20 protein-coding genes are annotated in these 16396 nt (G+C 66.5%); 5 read left to right on the plus strand and 15 right to left on the minus strand.

The genetic code is table 11. The features are described from left to right. Positions 1 to 295: 295 nt before the first annotated feature. Together GRS80_RS11275 and ddh are read right to left on the minus strand one after the other, a co-directional pair. On the minus strand, positions 296 to 766 hold the full coding sequence (locus GRS80_RS11275; RefSeq protein ID WP_160047630.1) for an NUDIX domain-containing protein: 471 nt from the start codon (positions 764 to 766) through the stop codon (positions 296 to 298). A gap of 121 nt (positions 767 to 887) precedes the next feature. After that, positions 888 to 1817, minus strand: a complete 930-nt coding sequence (gene ddh, locus GRS80_RS11280) for a D-2-hydroxyacid dehydrogenase (protein ID WP_160047631.1) — start codon at positions 1815 to 1817, stop codon at positions 888 to 890. A 111-nt stretch (positions 1818 to 1928) separates the two neighbouring features. Here ddh and GRS80_RS11285 point away from each other — a divergent pair, with 111 nt between their 5' ends. The 3 genes from GRS80_RS11285 (at position 1929) to GRS80_RS11295 (ending at position 4160) form a co-directional block, all read left to right on the plus strand. Beyond that, positions 1929 to 2267, plus strand: coding sequence for a hypothetical protein (locus GRS80_RS11285; protein ID WP_160047632.1), 339 nt, complete (start codon positions 1929 to 1931; stop codon positions 2265 to 2267). 90 nt (positions 2268 to 2357) lie between these two features. Further along, positions 2358 to 2681 carry a hypothetical protein gene (locus GRS80_RS11290; protein WP_160047633.1) on the plus strand — a complete coding sequence of 108 codons (324 nt, stop codon included), beginning with the start codon at positions 2358 to 2360 and terminating at the stop codon, positions 2679 to 2681. 297 nt (positions 2682 to 2978) lie between these two features. Beyond that, positions 2979 to 4160, plus strand: a complete 1182-nt coding sequence (locus GRS80_RS11295; RefSeq protein WP_160047634.1) for a citrate synthase/methylcitrate synthase — start codon at positions 2979 to 2981, stop codon at positions 4158 to 4160. A gap of 64 nt (positions 4161 to 4224) precedes the next feature. Here the strand turns inward: GRS80_RS11295 and GRS80_RS11300 are convergent, their stop codons facing one another. From GRS80_RS11300 to GRS80_RS11330, 6 genes are all read right to left on the minus strand, one after another. Next, positions 4225 to 4572, minus strand: coding sequence for a four-helix bundle copper-binding protein (locus GRS80_RS11300; RefSeq protein WP_160047635.1), 348 nt, complete (start codon positions 4570 to 4572; stop codon positions 4225 to 4227). A 103-nt stretch (positions 4573 to 4675) separates the two neighbouring features. After that, positions 4676 to 5869, minus strand: coding sequence for a MoxR family ATPase (locus tag GRS80_RS11305; protein ID WP_160047636.1), 1194 nt, complete (start codon positions 5867 to 5869; stop codon positions 4676 to 4678). Positions 5870 to 5975: 106 nt separating this feature from the next. Further along, positions 5976 to 7442, minus strand: coding sequence for a hypothetical protein (locus tag GRS80_RS11310; protein WP_160047637.1), 1467 nt, complete (start codon positions 7440 to 7442; stop codon positions 5976 to 5978). Next, positions 7442 to 9142, minus strand: a complete 1701-nt coding sequence (locus GRS80_RS20720; protein WP_343161542.1) for a DUF58 domain-containing protein — start codon at positions 9140 to 9142, stop codon at positions 7442 to 7444. Before GRS80_RS20720 ends, GRS80_RS11310 begins: the two co-directional genes overlap by 1 nt. Then, a complete protein-coding gene (locus GRS80_RS11325) occupies positions 9139 to 10059 on the minus strand; it encodes a hypothetical protein (RefSeq protein ID WP_160047638.1) in 921 nt (306 codons plus the stop codon). Before GRS80_RS11325 ends, GRS80_RS20720 begins: the two co-directional genes overlap by 4 nt. Beyond that, on the minus strand, positions 10056 to 12224 hold the full coding sequence (locus GRS80_RS11330) for a DUF4129 domain-containing protein (protein ID WP_160047639.1): 2169 nt from the start codon (positions 12222 to 12224) through the stop codon (positions 10056 to 10058). Before GRS80_RS11330 ends, GRS80_RS11325 begins: the two co-directional genes overlap by 4 nt. A gap of 448 nt (positions 12225 to 12672) precedes the next feature. Between GRS80_RS11330 and GRS80_RS20955 the strand changes: the two genes are divergently transcribed. Then, complete coding sequence (locus GRS80_RS20955) at positions 12673 to 12807, plus strand: hypothetical protein (RefSeq protein WP_255455270.1); 135 nt, start codon at positions 12673 to 12675, stop codon at positions 12805 to 12807. A 64-nt stretch (positions 12808 to 12871) separates the two neighbouring features. Here the strand turns inward: GRS80_RS20955 and hisE are convergent, their stop codons facing one another. From hisE to GRS80_RS11350, 5 genes are all read right to left on the minus strand, one after another. Further along, positions 12872 to 13156, minus strand: coding sequence for a phosphoribosyl-ATP diphosphatase (gene hisE / locus GRS80_RS11335; RefSeq protein ID WP_149081481.1), 285 nt, complete (start codon positions 13154 to 13156; stop codon positions 12872 to 12874). Then, positions 13157 to 13624, minus strand: coding sequence for a bifunctional nuclease family protein (locus tag GRS80_RS11340; protein ID WP_149081482.1), 468 nt, complete (start codon positions 13622 to 13624; stop codon positions 13157 to 13159). A 161-nt stretch (positions 13625 to 13785) separates the two neighbouring features. Beyond that, the gene (locus GRS80_RS20960) at positions 13786 to 13914 is read right to left on the minus strand and encodes a hypothetical protein (protein ID WP_255455271.1); all 129 of its coding nucleotides are present in this window, start codon (positions 13912 to 13914) and stop codon (positions 13786 to 13788) included. A 111-nt stretch (positions 13915 to 14025) separates the two neighbouring features. Beyond that, a complete protein-coding gene (pdxT, locus tag GRS80_RS11345; RefSeq protein WP_160047640.1) occupies positions 14026 to 14652 on the minus strand; it encodes a pyridoxal 5'-phosphate synthase glutaminase subunit PdxT in 627 nt (208 codons plus the stop codon). 90 nt (positions 14653 to 14742) lie between these two features. Further along, positions 14743 to 14904, minus strand: coding sequence for a preprotein translocase subunit Sec61beta (locus GRS80_RS11350; RefSeq protein WP_160047641.1), 162 nt, complete (start codon positions 14902 to 14904; stop codon positions 14743 to 14745). A gap of 127 nt (positions 14905 to 15031) precedes the next feature. On the opposite strand from GRS80_RS11350, the gene GRS80_RS11355 reads away from it, so the two are divergent. After that, the gene (locus GRS80_RS11355; RefSeq protein WP_160047807.1) at positions 15032 to 15301 is read left to right on the plus strand and encodes a thioredoxin domain-containing protein; all 270 of its coding nucleotides are present in this window, start codon (positions 15032 to 15034) and stop codon (positions 15299 to 15301) included. Between the two features lie 18 nt (positions 15302 to 15319). Here GRS80_RS11355 and npdG read toward each other — a convergent pair whose 3' ends face one another. Both npdG and GRS80_RS11365 read right to left on the minus strand, forming a co-directional pair. Continuing rightward, positions 15320 to 15988, minus strand: coding sequence for an NADPH-dependent F420 reductase (npdG, locus tag GRS80_RS11360; RefSeq protein ID WP_160047642.1), 669 nt, complete (start codon positions 15986 to 15988; stop codon positions 15320 to 15322). Between the two features lie 116 nt (positions 15989 to 16104). Then, positions 16105 to 16362, minus strand: a complete 258-nt coding sequence (locus GRS80_RS11365) for a hypothetical protein (RefSeq protein ID WP_160047643.1) — start codon at positions 16360 to 16362, stop codon at positions 16105 to 16107. Positions 16363 to 16396 lie beyond the last annotated feature (34 nt).

Below are 16396 nucleotides of genomic sequence, written 5' to 3' on the forward strand. Positions count from 1 at the left end.
GTTCGGAAGTATTCAGAGCGCGGATCGAGGCCACTCACGACGTTTCCGGAATGCATCCTTTCGGTGTTCTTCAGCAACGTCGGTATCCCGCGCTCGTTCGTGGTTCCCAATTTCGTCTCCGATCCCTGCTATCGGTCCCGAACACTGTCTTCGGTGAACCTTCCGAGCGTGTATTCGCCGTCGCCAGTCGTCTCGAGGAAGGCAGTGTCGCCAACGAGGCAGTTCCGTTCACGCAGACCTAACTCGGAAATCACGGACGTAAACCGTATGAATCAGTTCCCGGACTCAAAAACCGCTAGGACGGCGATCCAGCGGCCTCGATCGCCTCGAGCCCGAACGTCACGTTGTCCTCGGGGAGATCACTCCCGCGGAGGTCACGCGGCGCGTACCACCGCCAGTCGTCCGAACTCACCTCGCCGTCACCCGGCGTAATATCGCGGCTCGGAACCGTCGCGTAGTAGATCATATCAATGTGCTGGTGGCCGACCTCGCCGTCGTGGACGTTGATGTCGTAGAGCATCTGGTGGCGCGGCTGTGGAAGGGGCCGCCCGTCGGGCGACTCGACCGCTGCCGGCTCGTCCAGCAGGGTGGGCTCGAGGCCGGTCTCCTCGCGAACCTCCCGAATCGCGGCGAGGTGGGGGAGTTCGTCCCGATCGACGTGACCGCCCGGCGGGAGCATCAAGTCCAGTCGCTTGTGGTCGTGGAGGGCGGTCGCCCCGTCGTTGACGATGTAGACGGTCGACGTGAAGTGACGCGTCGTTTCCATACCGGGGAGAGAGAACGGGGGACCGTAACTGTCGGCCATCCGCGGTGAAACTGAAATTGCTATCGATCCGGATTACGTCGATTCGGGTCGAATCACATCGGATCCTCCTCGCCGTCGACCGTCATACGATCCGATTGTGAAACGCCTCGCCGGACTCGAGGCGGTCGACGTTCTCTCGGACGATATCGCCCGTATCCCGGAAGTAGTCCTCCGTAAAGGCCGCACAGTGGGGCGTGACGATCACCTCGTCCATCCCCCACAGCGGCGACTCCTCGGGGAGCGGTTCGGTCTCGAAGACGTCCAGCGCCGCGCCGGCGATCGAGTTCGACTCGAGGGCGGAGATCAGCGCGTCCTGGTCGACGACCGGGCCGCGGCCGACGTTGACGAAGCGCGCCCCCTCGTCCATCGCCTCGAAGACGTCGGCGTCGATCAGGTGGTGGGTCTCGTCGGTCAGCGGCAGCGTCACGATCACGAACTCGACGTCCGCGACGGCCTCGAGCAGATCGTCGTTCGCGTACACCTCCTCGAAGCCGGGGACGGGATCGCCGGATCGTCGAACGCCGGTGACGGAAACACCGAGTGCACCGAGGACGTCGGCGACGCCGCTGCCCAGCGCCCCGGTGCCGACGACGCACGCGCTCGTGCCGGGGAGCGTGAACGCGTCGTCCCAGGCCGGCTTGTCCCACCGACGTTCGGTCCCGTTCGCGACGTGTTCGTGAAGCCGCCGGGAGAACGCGAGCAAGTAGCCCGCGACCGTTTCGCCGACGGTCCGGTCGTGAATCCCCGTGCTGTTGGTGAGGATCACGTCGTTGGCCCCGAGCGCGTCGAGCGGAAAGCGGTCGACGCCGGCCTGAATCGAGTGAACCCAGTCGATCTCGAGGAAGGCTTCGCGGTGCTCGAGGGTGACGACGGCGTCGCAGGCAGCGATTTCGTCGTCGCCGATCACGTCGACGTCGACGGGGAGATCCGAGAGGTACGACGACAGTTCCGACGCCGGGAACACTGGATCGACCGATTCGTGGACGCCGACTCGCTCGAGTTCGAACTGCATGGGCACCGATACGAACGGCGGGAAAGTCAACGTTTCCACGACCGGTCCCGTCGCGTCGATTCTCGAGCGTTCCGGCAAAAAGCACTTATCACTCGATCTAGGAGTGCGATCATGGATCGGCGTTCCCTCCTGATTACGGTCGGCGGCGCAACGAGTCCCGTCGCCGGCTGTCTCGGCACCGGCAACGTCAAGGAACCGGCCGACGACGGCGAGGCCGGGACGAGGAGCGACGAGACGGACGATGCGAACGGCGGAGATGGGGACACCGAAATCGACCCGGAGTTCGAGCGGTGTGACGATCGAATCATCCCGTACATCCGTCTGCCGGAGGAGCCACGGGAGGAAGCGGGCGAAGCGTTCGAGACCGGCGTCTACGAAACCGACGGGCAACTGTGGTTTCCGCACGCGGTCGGCTCCGGCTCCGTCCTCGAGCGAGACGGGCAGTACTAGGACTGGCACGTCGAGAACGGTGAGGAGACCGCGCGTCTTCACCTCGAGGAGACGACGCCCACCTGGCCGGGAACGCACGATCTCGTCCTCGTGAACGAAACCGACGAGGCCGCGACCGTCTCGATCGTCGTCCGCGACGAGGACGGCGACGTCGTCTTCGAGGAGGCCGACGTCGAGACGAAACCCGACGACGAGATCGACGTCACCGACCGGCCCTCCTTGCCCGTCACGAACGCGTACGCGACGTTCGAGGTGACGGCGACGGTCGACGGCGACGAGATGGAGCCGGTCACGTGGACGATCGGCCGCAGGTCGGGCGGCGAGGGACGACTGCTGATCTCGGCGGACGGCGCGGAGATCGAAACCGACGACGACGCGCTTCACACCTGCATGGAGGAGTTCCACGACGGCTGAGTTCGGATCGGACCAGTTGTACGCGGCTGAGTTCGGCTCGAGCCGTCGTGTCACTGATTCAGAAGAAAGATCGTTTACCGGACGATCGGTCCACGACGGACACCACGTGTTATCGTCCAGACGAGCGAACGGAAGTTTTCGGTCGGTCGGCCTGCCGAATCCGCAGAACGTCCGGCTCATCGACCGATGCGATCTCGAGCGCTCGCCGGCGAACGGGTTCGATCGACGCGCGTATCAGATTCCGTGGAGAACGAGCGTCCTCCGAGCGCTTACGTCCCCGGAATCCGATCCGATCGTATGAGCGAGACGACGAATCCCGGACTCGAGGGAGTGATCGTCGCGGAGACGGAGTTGAGCGACGTTGACGGCGAGGCGGGCGAACTGATTATCGGCGGCTACCCGCTCGAGGAACTCGCGGCGAACGCGAGTTACGAGGAGAGCGTCTTCCTCCTCTTCAAGGGCCGGTTGCCGACGGCGGACGAACTCGAGACGTTCCGGACCGACCTCGCCGCTCGCCGGCGGATTACGGAGGAGGTCCGCCAGGTGCTTCGTCGCGCCGCCGCGGACGGTGCGCCGGCGATGGATGCGCTCCGGATGGGCGTCGCCGCGGCCTCCCTCGAGGACGAGGGCGGCGAACGCGAGAACGCGGATGTGGATACGACAGCCGAGACCGGCTCCGGGCCGCGGGCCGACGCGATACGCCTCGTGGCCGTCGTTCCGACGGTTGTCGCCACCTACTGGCGCTACCGGCGGGGGGAAGAGCCCCTCGAGCCCCGGTCCGACCTGAATCACGCCGCCAACTACCTCTACCTGCTCACCGGCGAGGAGCCGACGCCCGCCGACGTTCGCGGCCTCGAGACGTACCTCAACACCGTGATCGAACACGGCGTCAACGCGTCGACGTTCACCGCACGAACCGTCGTCTCCACCGACTCCGACCTGATCTCCGCGATCACGGCCGCCGTCGGCGCGCTGAAAGGTCCGCTCCACGGCGGTGCGCCGGGACCAGTCCTCGAGATGCTCCGGGAGGTCCACGAGGAGGGCGATCCCGAGGGATACGTCCGGGAGAAACTCGAGGGCGGCGAGCGGTTGATGGGCTTTGGCCATCGCGTCTATCGCGTCCGCGACCCGCGTGCGGCGGTCCTCTCTGACGCCGCCGAACGACTGTACGCACAGTCGGCGGACGCCGACTTCTTCGAGACCGTCCAGGCGTTCGAATCGACCGCCGTGGACGCGCTCGCCGAACACAAACCCGACCGCCGACTCGAGACGAACGTCGAGTTCTACACTGCCGCGTTACTCGATGGCGTCGGCGTCCCACAGGAGTTGTTCACGCCGACGTTCGCCGTCTCGCGGGTCGGCGGCTGGAGCGCCCACTGCCTCGAGCAACTCGAGGACAACCGGCTGGTGCGGCCGGTGTCGCGGTACGTCGGAGAGACGGGGCGGACGTGGACGCCGGTCGACGAACGGGGCGTCTGAAGCTGTCTCGAGGTCGAAAATCCGCCCGGGCCGGCAACGCGGCGTGGTATCGATCGGGACCATCTCAGGCCGACGCCATCTCCCGACAGCTCTCGACGCAATCGGGAAGGACCTCCGCACACGCCTGACAGTGCTCGTGGTCGTGTCGTGTACACTCCTCGATGCACTCCTCACAGAGGTCCGCACAGATCGCCGCGAGTTCGTGGTGGTACCCCGAGTTTCGCGCCATCCAGCGGGCGTGAAGCGTCGTGACGTCCGCGACGTCCCGACAGAGCCGAACGCATCGGGCCATCTCTTCGCCCTCGTCGAGGCAGGCGTCGGCACACCACTCACAAACCTGGGCCGCCTCGAGACAGTTGTCGATACACTCCTGCATGCGGTCGTCGACGTGGTCGATCTGTTGGAGCGCCATCGACTCGGGCTTCGCCGAACGGCCGCATCAACCTGGAGGGAGCGAATGCAAGGGGTCTGTCGGGGACGGTACGCCGAGTGAGGGCTCCCGTTTCGCCTCGAGTTTACGCGTCGTCGCGGTCTGACGCCGGCGAGCCGTCGGCGGGCGCTGGCTCCGCGGACCGACTCGGCGCGGGCTCGGCCCCCGGTGAGCTCCCGTCAGTCTCGGCGGTTTCTTGGCCGGCCTCGGGCCCGTCCCGGTCCGATGCCTGTCGGTCGGCCGGCGATCCGTCTACGTCCGTTGGTTCGTCTGCGTCCGTCGATTCGCCACCGCCGTCGGACTCGTCTTCGCCGGGGGCGACCGCCGGAACGTCGACCGTCTCGAGTGCGTACCGAACGACGTCGTTCCCTTCGACGCCTTCGACGGTCGCCTCGGTGGTGAGGACGACCCGGTGGGCCATCGTCGGCTGGGCGAGTCGCTTGACGTCGTCGGGGGTGACGTACGAACGGCCGTCGATGATCGCGGCCGCGCGAGCCGCCTCGAACACCCGCTGGACGCCCCGCGGTGAGACGCCGATCTCGGCTCGCCCGTCGCGTCTGGTCGCGCGTGCGAGTTCGACGATGTACTCGCGGATCTTCTCGTCGACGTCGACTTCCTCGGTCAGCATCTGGAGGACTCGCACCGAGTTCGGCGTCACCGCCGGATCGACGCTCGGCGACAGCGTCCGCCGATTCGCCCGGCGCTCGAGCAGTCCCATCTCGCCGTCGAAATCGGGGTAGCCAAAGGAGGTCTTGACGCTAAAGCGGTCGCGCTGGGCTTCGGGCAGGCGGAACGTTCCCTCCTGTTCGATCGGATTCTGGGTCGCGATGACGATAAACGGCTGTGGGAGATCGTAGGTCGTTCCGTCGATACTGACCTGGCGTTCCTCCATGGCCTCGAGCAAGGCGGCCTGGGTCTTCGGCGGTGCGCGATTGATCTCGTCGGCCAGCACGACGTTCGCGAACACCGGGCCCTCGGCGAACTCGAACTCGCCGGCGTGTTCGTCGTAGACGGTCGAGCCGGTGACGTCTGAGGGTAACAGATCGGGCGTAAACTGGATTCGGGTGAACTCGAGGCCCATCGTCTCGGCGATGACGCGGGCGGTGACGGTCTTTCCCGTCCCGGGGACGTCTTCGAGGAGGACGTGACCGCGGGCGAGGACGGCAGAGAGCATGGCGAACAGCACCCGGCGATCGACGACGGCGGCCTCCTCGATGCGCTCGAGGATCGTCCGGACGGCCGCCGCGGCCTCGTCGGGGGTTACGTTCGTCTCGTTCATACCTGATCATTACGCCGAGCCATCATGAACCCTCGCTTCGTTGCCACCTTCTCCGTCTCTCGGGCGGCGGGAGTGTGGGGGGTGACGCTGCGATTCGTTACAGAGCCTAGCCGCGAAGCGGGAGCAACAGGATCAACGCGCCGAAGCCGACCGCGACGACCGCCCCCATCGCGACGACGCCGCCGAAGACGTCGGTTCGAACCCACTCGAGGGCGACCGCAACGAGGACGGCAACGACGCCGACGCCGACCGAGAGCACGCCGTGGAACAGTTCGGTTCGCCGGGTATCGGGAAGGTGGCCGAGTTCGGCTGTCAGTCCCAGGCCGAACGTCGAGACGTCCCAGACGACCGCCGCCCCGGCCAGACAGACGAAGACCAGAATCGGGCTGATGGAGCCGAAGCCGATCGCGGCGACGACGAGGCCGACCGCGGCGAGCGCCGGTCCGCCCGCGCGGTCGGGAACGATCCGGAGCAAGACGCCGACGAGCACCAGGCCGACGACGATCAGGAATGCCGGCGGTCCGACCACGAGGATGACGACGACGATCGACGCCGCGTTGGCGGCCATGGCCGCACCGATCAGGTTGAAGTAAGTCATTCCCAGGATCACGATGATCGCCATCCCTACCACGAAGGCAACCAGCGAGACGCCGACGACGACGGCGCTGCTCCAGCGGACCGCGCTCGTCCCGAAGCGTCGAGTGAGCAGGCGAAGTGTGATCGCGACGGCGCTCGCAAACAGCGCGAGAAGCGCCAGCCCGACGATCGGCCAGACGACGAACGGTGCGGAGAGGCCGACGAGGAGCGACTCGAGTATCGGGACGCCGCTCACACCCGGGCCGAGCAGATCGAAGACGGACGCGATCGCCACCGCGATAAGGACGCCGAACGTGGCGATCGTTCCGATCCCGATTCGCCACCGAGCGCTCGAGAGCGCGCTCTCGACGCGGTCGCGGCGACTGCGCGGGGTCAGCTGTCGGATCGGGAGCACCCAGAGGGCGATCAGCGCCGAACAGCCGGCACCGACCGCGACGAGAGCGAAGCCGACGACCGAGCCTCCGATCGAGGACGTCTCGGTCACGACGACGACGATCGCCCAGCCGAGAACGCCGAACGCGGTCACCACCAGGAGAAACACGGACGAACTGAGCACCGCCGCGTACGTCACGAAACAGCTAGCGACAGCGCGTTTCGTCCCGTCGCCGCCGACGTCCGCCCAGGCCATCGCGATCCCGAACAGCGCGACAGTAAAGCCGGCGAGTGCGATTCCCGGGCCGCCGAGTAACGGCGCGGCGAGGACCAGTAACGCGAACACCGAGCCGAACGTCACGATCAGCGTGTGGCCGACGAACAGCTGGACGAAGCCCCTCCGATCGAGCAGGGCGATTCCGGCCACGGCCAGGCCGGCGAACGTCGCCGGCAGCGTCACGAGCGTCGGCTCGCCGAGAGCGGCCCCGATGGCGACGGTGATCGCGACGATGACGAGGGTGGCGATCCAGAGGCTGATCGCCCTGGGTCGGCCCTCGTCGCCGATCGCCGACGGACGATCGAGGCGGGGACCGGCGAGAGACATCAGTCCTCACCCCCCGTCTCGGCGCGTTCGGTCGCCGGACCGATCGCTTCGTCTTCCGGCATCGACCCGGCCTCGGTCGACGAGGCGTCACTCCCAGTCGTCTCGGCACCGGCAGCGACTCGAGCGGACGCGTCGGAGCCGTCGCCATCGGTTTCCCACGGGTCGACCGACTCGTCGTCGCCAGGTCGCCCCCCGGAGCCCGCGTTCGCGCCGAGTCGCCCACTCGAGAGCCGCGCGTTCGCGCTGAAGGCGTACTCGATGATCAGCGGTAACGGCGTGCCGCGTCGCCAGTCGACGGCGCGTGTTCCGACGGACTGACAGCGGGCGAGGCGGGTTCGTCGTCGAATCTGTGCGTACTGTCCGCTGACGGTGTTCTCCGGGACGACGTCGGGCGAGAGGACGATCGACGGGAGTCCCCCGCCACGCCAGGTCTCGACCGCCTTGACCGGTAGATCGTCGAGTAACGGGGAGAACAGCGCTACCTGTGCCCCCGCGGGCGCGAGTTCGATCAGCTTGCGGATCTGTTCGTCCGCCCGCCGGTCGTCGACGTCGGTGGCTCCTGCGGTCCGTTCCGTTCGTCCGTGCGCCTGTTCTGCTCGATTTCGTCTGTGCACCTGTTCCGTTCGATCGCGTCGATCCGTCCGTTCCGCTCGATGGTCCCCGCCTGCCCGCTCCGCTCGATCCCGTCGCTCCCAGTTCGAGGTCCTCGCGGCTGACCACTCCGATGGCTGTTCCGCGTCGCTGCCGTCGTGGACACCCGTCGCGTCCCGGAAGATCTCGAGGCCGCGGGCGCGTTGTTCGGAGCCACTGGCAGGCTCGAGCCAGTGGAGGCCTGTCGGACCGGGGCCGGAGAGACCGATGGCGGCGACGCCGACGTCGTGACCGTGGCCGAGCAGGTCGGTCAGCGCGCGCGTGGCGGCGTACGCCGAAAGTTCGACGGCGGTGGGTCGACCCGGGCCGGCGACGACACGGTTCGGTTCGCGTGCGTCGACGACCAACACGACGGTCGCGGCGACCTGCCGTTCGTAGTTGACCGTCGCGAGCGAGCCGCGTTTGGCGTAGTGTCGCCAGTCGATCCGATCCGCGGGGTCGTCGGGGTGGTACTCCCGGGTCGAGTGGAAGGTAAGCCCCTCGCCGGGCCGATCGGTCGTCAGCTGACCGATTCGCCCGGTCCCGATCTGCTCGAGCGGCGGGGCGTCGGCGTCGAGTCGACAGGCGAGCGAACTGTCGCCGTCGACTGCAGGCGCGGTCGTGACCACCGCGCCGGCGCCGAGCCCGCGAACCCTGACCTGGGGCGGGTCGAACTCGTACTCGCCGCGACGGGCGACCACCGCGTACTCCAGGACGATCCGATCACCCGGCTCGAGCGTCCCGCTTCCTCGCGGCGATCCGCCGGTGACGGCGAGGTCCGCCGGTACCGCGTCCGCGACGCGAACGTCCGTCAGCGTCCGCTCGCCGTCGTTTTCGACCTCGAGCGAGATGGTTACGGGACGACCCGGCGGCGCGGGCGTCGGGCTGATCGTTCGCCGGACGACGAGGTCCTCCGGAGCGCTCGCCCGCGAGAGTGCGCCGTAAGCGACGTATAGCAGCGGGACGACCGCGCCGAGTAACACGGCGCCGTTCCCGCGAGCGACCCCGAGCGCGACGAGGAGAATCGTCGCCGCGACGGCACCGCGCCAGCGGTGCTGTCTCCACGTCACGGCCGATTCACCTCCCCGTCTCCGACTCCGTCGGACTCCGTCGGGGCGGCTCTGACTCCGTCCACAGCGCCGGCGTTCGCGTCCGTCTCGTCGGCACTCGAGTCCGTCTTGCTTGAAATCGAGTCCACGTCGTTCGGGCTCGAGTCCGCATCGACCGGCCCACCCCCCGGCGGCCGCGGCCCTCGAGCGACCGCGTCCGGATCCACGGCCCGTTCGAGTCGCCCGTCGGCACCGCGCGTCAACTCCTCGAGACGCGGCTGGACGACGGGAACGGTCCGGGGCGCGGTCTGGCCCGGAACCGTCGGGAGCGCCTCGTCGGCGGCGTCCGCGACGGCGGCCATCGCCCGTCTCGCGAGTCGGCGGACGACGCGTTCGGGAAACAGCCAGGCGTACACCCGTTTCCGAAACGACCGGTCGGGACCGGAAATCGTCTCCTCGAGGACGCTCGCGGCGACGCCGTCGTCGGTCCACGAGCCGTCCGAAACCGCCGCCTCTGCGTCGGCCCTCGCGACTCCGCCCTGGACCAGCGCGTCGACGAGTGCCTCGCGAAGTACCGGTCGGAGGACGTCGAGACCGTCGTCGACGGTTCCGCTCTTCCGGGCGGTGGCTCCCGCTTCTTCGACGACGGCCGTGAGGCCGTCACTCGATAGGGGTGGCTCTCGGATCGTCCGTTCGGGTGCCGGATTGGCGAAGGGCTCGTCGTCCGCCCAGGGAACCGGCGGCGTCGAACCGTCGGACTCGAGTGCACCCCAGACTTTCCAGCCCGCGACGGCGGCTGCGAGGAGGACGATCAGGACGCCGAAGCCGGTCTGGACGGACTGTCCGCCCCCCGACGCGCCGGCGATTCCGAGGGCCACACCGCCGACGACGAACGCGAGGCCGAGGAGCGCGACCCCCGCGCTGCGAGCGCTCGTCACGACTCGACCACCCGTTGGCCCCCGCGTTCGTCTCCCTCGAGCGACGCGCTCTCCGGGCTGGTGGTGTCGACGGCGGCGCTGTCCTCGTCGTCGCGTTCGGTCGAGACCTCGGCCGCCCTCGCGTCGACGATTTCGTCGTAGGCGTCTGTCGCACGCCGCCGGACCGTCTCCGATCGGGCTCGATCGCCGTACTCGACCTCGAGGAACAGCGTCGTCAACTCGACGACCGGTTCGCGTGGATACCCCTCCTCGAGAGCCCGCCGGCGGACCTCACCAGGCGTTCGCGTCCGCCAGCGACGGGGCGCGACGTCCCGGGCGAACGCCCGCCAGATCTCGCGGAACGTGCGGTCGTCCGCGGTGTCGGCTTCGCTGCGGATGCGGCCGGCTTCGCCCGGGCCGTCAGCCGCCTCGCTCGAGTCCTCGTCGTCGCGGCCGACGAACCGATAGACGACGGCGAGACACACGAGCACCGTCGCGACGACCGCGGCGACCCGTTCGCCGAACTCGACGTAGCTGGCGGCCACGAGGGCCGTCCCGATAGTGACGGCGACGACCGTTCTGACGCCGGGGCGGGGCGTGGCCGCGATGGCACGTCGGGTTGCTTCGACCGCTCGTCCGGGAAGCGCCGCGAGCCATCGACCGAGCGCGCGTGCGAGACCGGTCACCGAGCGTGGCAGCGACGCGATGCGGAGACGGACGGCGGCGGCCAGCGACCGGAGCCACGCGACCAACGACTCGAGGGCGGCTACGATCGCCAGCGTCCGGGCGACGACCCAGTCGGTGATTCCGCCGCGAACCGACGGCGCCGAGGGGACAGACGGCCTGACGCGTCGGTCGGATCGATGCGCCGCGAGCGCGAGCGCGATCACCGCGACGGCAGCGAGTGTGGCCAACCCGCCGACGGAGCCGTAAAACGCCTCCGCGACGAGGACGGCCATCACGGCCGCGACTCCGGCGAGAACGGCGATCGAGCCGCGAGATCCGTGAGTCCGATAGCCGGCCGCAACTCCGCCGAGGACGAGGACGGCCAGGGCGACCAGTGGTCCGCCGTAGCTATCTACGAACGTGGTCGTCGCGGTCTGATCGCCGGTATCGACCGTGACGGGTTCGGTGGGGTTCAACGGCAGCGAGAGGGGTACCGTTCCGTTCTCGTCGGTCTCCCCGTGGGGCTCGCCGTCGACGGCGACGTCGGCGTCCTTGACCGGCTCGTCCGCGATCTCCGCTTGAACGCCACCATCACTGCCGGGAATCGGCGCGATCCCGTCGGCGACGAACTGCGCCTCGAGCAGGAGGATACGAAGCGTCGCCGTCCGTTCGAACTCGCCGCGGGCGACGGTAAGCGAGAGTCGGTCGGAGCCGTCGTCCGGGATCGTCAGGTCGACCGTTCCGTTCTCGTCGGTTTCGCCGATCGACTCGCCGTCGACGGCGACGTCGGCCGACCGCATCGGCGCTCCCTGGATGCTGGCTTCGACGGTGATCTCCTCGCCCGGATACGGATCGTCCTGAAGATCGAGCATCACGAAGCCGTCGATCTCGTACTCGGCCGTCGCGTTCCCCTCGATCTGTGCTCGAGCGGTATCGGCGGTGTGGAGGGAGCCGAAATCGACGGACGAGACGTCGTCGACCGAAGACGTAGTGTCGAGTGTAGACGAGACGATGGGGTGGGGAACGTCGACGTCGGTCACGGCGGGCGAGCGCGAGGCGGTCGTCTGTCCGGCGCGACACTCGCCGCCCTCGCCGGTACCGACCCGGATCAGCAGTTCCCGTTCGTACGGAACCGTTCCAGTCACCTGTCCTTGTTCGTCCGTCTGGCCGACGTGGCGGTCGTTGAACCACACCGGTGCGTCGGCGAGCTCTTCGTCTTCGTAGTGGACCGTCGCCGTCACCTCGGTTCCCGGAACCGGTTCGTCGCTCAACCAGATCGTACACTGTGCCTGGGCCGGTTCGGGCTCGGTGAATAGATCGAGCAACGCGAGCAACTCGAGCCAGTCGAAGGCGTCGTCGGATTCGTCTCCTGGCTCGCCGAACCCGGACTCCCCCTGGCCGCCGATCGCCGGCGCGAAAAACGCCGCGAGGACGACGGCGACCGCCGCGAGGACGACGAACGAGACCTGCCGGTAGTCGGTGCCGGTCGTCGGCTCGTCGGGCGGATCGTCGGGGGCCATTGGTGTCCTCAATCGCGGGACCGATCGGGTCGAACCTCGATCGATCGTCGGTATCGGCTGTGTGGGCTACCGGACCATGAATGTGTCCACGCGGTTGCACACCGAGAGAACGCATCGGTTCTCCGGCGGCGTTTCCGGCCTGCATCGGTGGTCCGACTCCCGTCGTTTGGGGCGGTTCGATCCATCGGCTGGCGCGTAAACTGGACTACGCACAGTCACGGCAGGTGCCGCCGTCATCCAGATCATCTCTGGAGAGGTGCGTCCGGTAGGCGAGGATCGAATCGACACGAGTGTTCATTCCGTTCCGCTGGAATACAAATATGTTGGATTACGTGTCTGTCCAAAAACCTTTTACCAGCAGCACAGTGGTGGCGAGTACGATGCATAGAGACGAGTCGGTAACAGGATCTTCGGCGTGTTCGGCGGGATTCGTCGGGGTGAGGTGACGATGATCGTCACGGAGAACCTCACCAAGCGCTACGGCGACGTCGTGGTGGTCGACGGTCTCGACGTTCTGAGTTCGGCCCAACCCAGTCGGTTTTCGTTCGATCGACGAATCGATAGTAAGATCGACGGCTGTTGATGGTGTGATAGCTTTGGACGGTGCGACAGCTTCGGGCGGAAATCGGGTGGCGAAAGCGACGGTGTTACCGACGCGCCTCGAGTTCGGCCTCGAGATCCGAAAGCTCCATCTCCTTCATCGACAGCAAGACGAGCAGGTGGTAGACGATGTCGGCGGCCTCGTAGGCGACTTCGTCGCGGTCGTCGTCTTTCGCTGCCAGTACGAGTTCGGTCGTCTCCTCGCCGAGTTTCTCGAGTACCGCGTTCTCGCCTTTCTCGTGGGTAAACAGCGAGGCGGTGTACGATCCCTCGGGTAGCGTTTCCTTTCGGTCCTCGATGACGTCGAACAGCTCCTCGAGTACGTCGTCCATCTATCGTTCACCGGCAACGGTGCGGATATCTTTTAATTCGTCGAACTTCTCGCTGTCGTCTCGGCCGTCCTCGAAGACGTCCTCGGTGACTTCGATGGTGGCGTTCGTCCGGGCGGCCAGAGCCAGCGAGTCGCTGGGCCGGGCGTCGATGACGACCTCCTCTCGCGGAGTCTTGACGTGTAGATCCGCGATGTAGGTGCCGCCGCGGCCGTCCGCCCGCGCTTCGATCTCGCTGACGACGACGCGATCGATCCGGCTGCCCAACTCTTCGATCACGTCGAGTAACAAATCGTGGGTCAGCGGTCGCCCGATGTCCTCGGCCTCGAGCCCGCGAGCGATGCTGGTCGCCTCGTCGAAGCCGATGAAGATGGGGATCACGTCCTCCTCGTCGTCGACGGCGAGGACGACCACTGGAACCGGTCCTTGAGGGGTCCCCGCGACGCGAACCGCGTCGATAGATGCGTGCATGTTCTCTCACTCGCGTGCGAGGGGCAAAACAGGTCCGGTCGCGAATGCATGCCAGGGCCACCTGTGACCGGAGCTACGTCAACGGGCGCGCACTGGTCGACGAACTCGCTACCGTGAAAAATCGCGACTGGTCCGGCGACGGCAACTGCCAGACCGTCCGTCTACTCGGCGGGGAACTCGGAGCGCTCGTAGAGATACATCGCTTTCCACAGCACGTCTTCGGCGTCCTCGTTGCTCGAGAGGTCGTCAAGCTTGCGGGCCATGGTTTCGGAGACGTCGATCGCTGGCATGGAAGAACCATCGATGTGGGCCGTATTAAAGGTACTGTGTTTCGGAACAGAGTTAATTTATGCCGAGAATATCACGGTTCCAGACACGGCTCTGCTCGCGAACGGAGCCCGTCACCGGACCGTGTTCTCGCGCGACGGTACGGACGCAGCCTCGTTGTCGAAAAAGGCCAACCCGTGAATCCGGCTGTCGGGAGTCAACTCGGGATGAAACGCGGTCGCGACGACGGGACCGTCACGGACCGCGACCGGCCGCCCGTCCCAGGAGGCGAGCACGTCGGCACTGCCGACCGCTTCGATAGCTGGCGCACGGATGAACACCGCAGGATAGGGATCGTCGTCGGCGAGTCCGTCGACCGACAGGGGGGCTTCGAAGCTGTCTTTCTGTCGACCGAAGGCGTTTCGCTCGACGGTGACGTCGATCAACTCGAGTTCGTCGACGCGGTCGTCAGCCGCGTCCCTCGAGGCGACGATCAACCCGGCACAGGTCGCAAGCAGGGGTTTGCCCGCTTCGACGTGAGCGATGATCTCGGGGGCGATCCCCTCACTGTGGACCAGCCTCGAGATCGTCGTCGACTCACCGCCGGGCATCGCGAGCAGGTCACACACCGGGACGATTCCCGACTCCCGAATCTCGCGAACGTCGACCTCGTAGCCGCGGGATTCGGCCGTTCGTTCGATGGCGCTAGCGTGTTCTTCGACGTCGCCCTGGACCGCGACGACGCCCGCGACGAGTGACATACGGGCGTCTACGGGAAGAGTCATGAAAAAGGCCGCGTCACGGCGTCGCGACTCGAGACGGTTCGATACGAACTCGAAGGGACGGTGGGGTCAGGAGACGAACGTCAACAGCTGTACGAGCACGCCGACCATGACGCCAGTCGCGATGACCGTCTTCGGGTTGATGAGAATCGCGTTCGAGTCCTCGGAGTCGAAGTACCGGACGAGCCCGGCACTGGACATCAGCCCACCGGTGTTCTGTCCTTTGTCCATACCCAGTCTTTCTGGGTGGGGTGAACTAAACCTTTCGACGTTCGCTCGCTCTCGCGTCGGTTCGCCACGCCGTTTGCGCGAGTGGGAAACCCTTATGCGCGGCGCGGGGTAACTGTCGATGAACTGTATGACTGTCACGCTCAAGGACTTCTACGCCGACTGGTGTGGCCCCTGTAAGACCCAAGACCCGATCCTCGAAGAACTCGAGGACGACTGGGGTGGCCGATTCGAAGTCGAGAAGGTAAACGTCGACGAACAACAGGACGTCGCAAACGAGTATCAGGTTCGCTCGCTCCCGACGCTCGTCATCGAAAACGACGACGGCATCGTCGAGCGCTTCGTCGGAGTTACCCAGCGCGAGGACTTAGAGGACGCCCTCGAGTCCGCAGGTGCGTAATCCGCCCTCCTAACTGGTTTATATCCACTTGACGCCGACGTCGTGCATCTCGTCGTTGTACGTGGCAATGTTGATCACCAGCGGCGTAACGCTCTCGACTTCGGCGGCGTTCGCGAGTGGTCCCGCCTCGAGGGCTCGCAATCCGTCGATTTCGTTCGTGAGCGTGCGGATCGTCTCGTTGGCGTCGGAGTCGTCGCCGACGATCAGCGTATCGAGGTCGAACTCGACGTCGAGGTCGGCGAGTTTGCCCGCCGCGAGGTTGTGGTAGGCACCGACGACCGGAACGCCGTCAGGAGCCCGCTGGGCGACGAGTTCGCTGACACTTCCGACCCCCGGCGGGTGGTAGTGCATCCCGTCCTCGTCGCCGTTCATCCCGACCGCAGGCGTTACCAGGATCGTCTCCTCGTCGAGAACGTCTTCGATCGCCTCGACCGTGTCCCCTGCGTAGTACGGTGGGACTGAGAGGACCACGATGTCCGCCCTGTCGGCCGCCATCTCGTTTCCAAACCCCTTGATCGTCGGCTCGTGTCCGCGGTCGTCGAGTTCCGCCTCGTAGCTCTCGACCGCGTCACGCGCTTTCTCGGGATCGCGAGAGCCGATCAGGATCTCGTGGTCCGTATCACGCGCAAACCGGAGCGCAAGTCCTTCGCCGATGTCACCCGTTCCACCGAGTAGTGCAATTCGCATGCGAATCGATGGGGACGGCAGCCGAATAAATGGGTTGGTGCACGGCCGATCTCGCCGGAAATATCGAAGCCATCGGTCGACCCTGTGATACAAGTGACTGTCAGTCAGTGCCGGCGCTACGGTGCCTCGTCTTCGTCCGGGTTCATCGCTGCACCGAGTCCGCCGTCGTAGGCGTCGCGGTTCTCGATTTCCCTGATTCGCTGCTGGAGTCGATTCTCGAGTGCCTCGCGGCGACCGTCGTCGACATCGGGATCGCTTTCGAGGGTGCGAAGGTCCGTTCGTGCCGTTTCCAGTACAGAGATGGCATCTTCGGCCTCGAGTTCCGTCGCTCGATCGAGAGTTCGTTCGACGTCGGCGAGAGTTACGTCGGTCATTGCGTGGCCGTTCCACGTACGACGCCTTCAGTGC

Origin of the sequence: Natrialba sp. INN-245, from assembly GCF_009807105.1 — an archaeon.
Taxonomy (GTDB): Archaea; Halobacteriota; Halobacteria; order Halobacteriales; family Natrialbaceae; genus Natrarchaeobius; species Natrarchaeobius swarupiae.

Bases quoted from the DNA above. Each gene is read 5' to 3' on its own strand.
- GRS80_RS11275 (WP_160047630.1), bottom strand. From the start codon at position 766: ATGGAAACGACGCGTCACTTCACGTCGACCGTCTACATCGTCAACGAC.
- ddh (WP_160047631.1), bottom strand. From the start codon at position 1,817: ATGCAGTTCGAACTCGAGCGAGTCGGCGTCCACGAATCGGTCGATCCA.
- GRS80_RS11285 (WP_160047632.1), top strand. From the start codon at position 1,929: ATGGATCGGCGTTCCCTCCTGATTACGGTCGGCGGCGCAACGAGTCCC.
- GRS80_RS11295 (WP_160047634.1), top strand. From the start codon at position 2,979: ATGAGCGAGACGACGAATCCCGGACTCGAGGGAGTGATCGTCGCGGAG.
- GRS80_RS11300 (WP_160047635.1), bottom strand. From the start codon at position 4,572: ATGGCGCTCCAACAGATCGACCACGTCGACGACCGCATGCAGGAGTGT.
- GRS80_RS11305 (WP_160047636.1), bottom strand. From the start codon at position 5,869: ATGAACGAGACGAACGTAACCCCCGACGAGGCCGCGGCGGCCGTCCGG.
- GRS80_RS11310 (WP_160047637.1), bottom strand. From the start codon at position 7,442: ATGTCTCTCGCCGGTCCCCGCCTCGATCGTCCGTCGGCGATCGGCGAC.
- GRS80_RS11330 (WP_160047639.1), bottom strand. From the start codon at position 12,224: ATGGCCCCCGACGATCCGCCCGACGAGCCGACGACCGGCACCGACTAC.
- GRS80_RS20955 (WP_255455270.1), top strand. From the start codon at position 12,673: ATGATCGTCACGGAGAACCTCACCAAGCGCTACGGCGACGTCGTGGTG.
- hisE (WP_149081481.1), bottom strand. From the start codon at position 13,156: ATGGACGACGTACTCGAGGAGCTGTTCGACGTCATCGAGGACCGAAAG.
- GRS80_RS11340 (WP_149081482.1), bottom strand. From the start codon at position 13,624: ATGCACGCATCTATCGACGCGGTTCGCGTCGCGGGGACCCCTCAAGGA.
- GRS80_RS20960 (WP_255455271.1), bottom strand. From the start codon at position 13,914: ATGCCAGCGATCGACGTCTCCGAAACCATGGCCCGCAAGCTTGACGAC.
- pdxT (WP_160047640.1), bottom strand. From the start codon at position 14,652: ATGTCACTCGTCGCGGGCGTCGTCGCGGTCCAGGGCGACGTCGAAGAA.
- GRS80_RS11350 (WP_160047641.1), bottom strand. From the start codon at position 14,904: ATGGACAAAGGACAGAACACCGGTGGGCTGATGTCCAGTGCCGGGCTC.
- GRS80_RS11355 (WP_160047807.1), top strand. From the start codon at position 15,032: ATGACTGTCACGCTCAAGGACTTCTACGCCGACTGGTGTGGCCCCTGT.
- npdG (WP_160047642.1), bottom strand. From the start codon at position 15,988: ATGCGAATTGCACTACTCGGTGGAACGGGTGACATCGGCGAAGGACTT.
- GRS80_RS11365 (WP_160047643.1), bottom strand. From the start codon at position 16,362: ATGACCGACGTAACTCTCGCCGACGTCGAACGAACTCTCGATCGAGCG.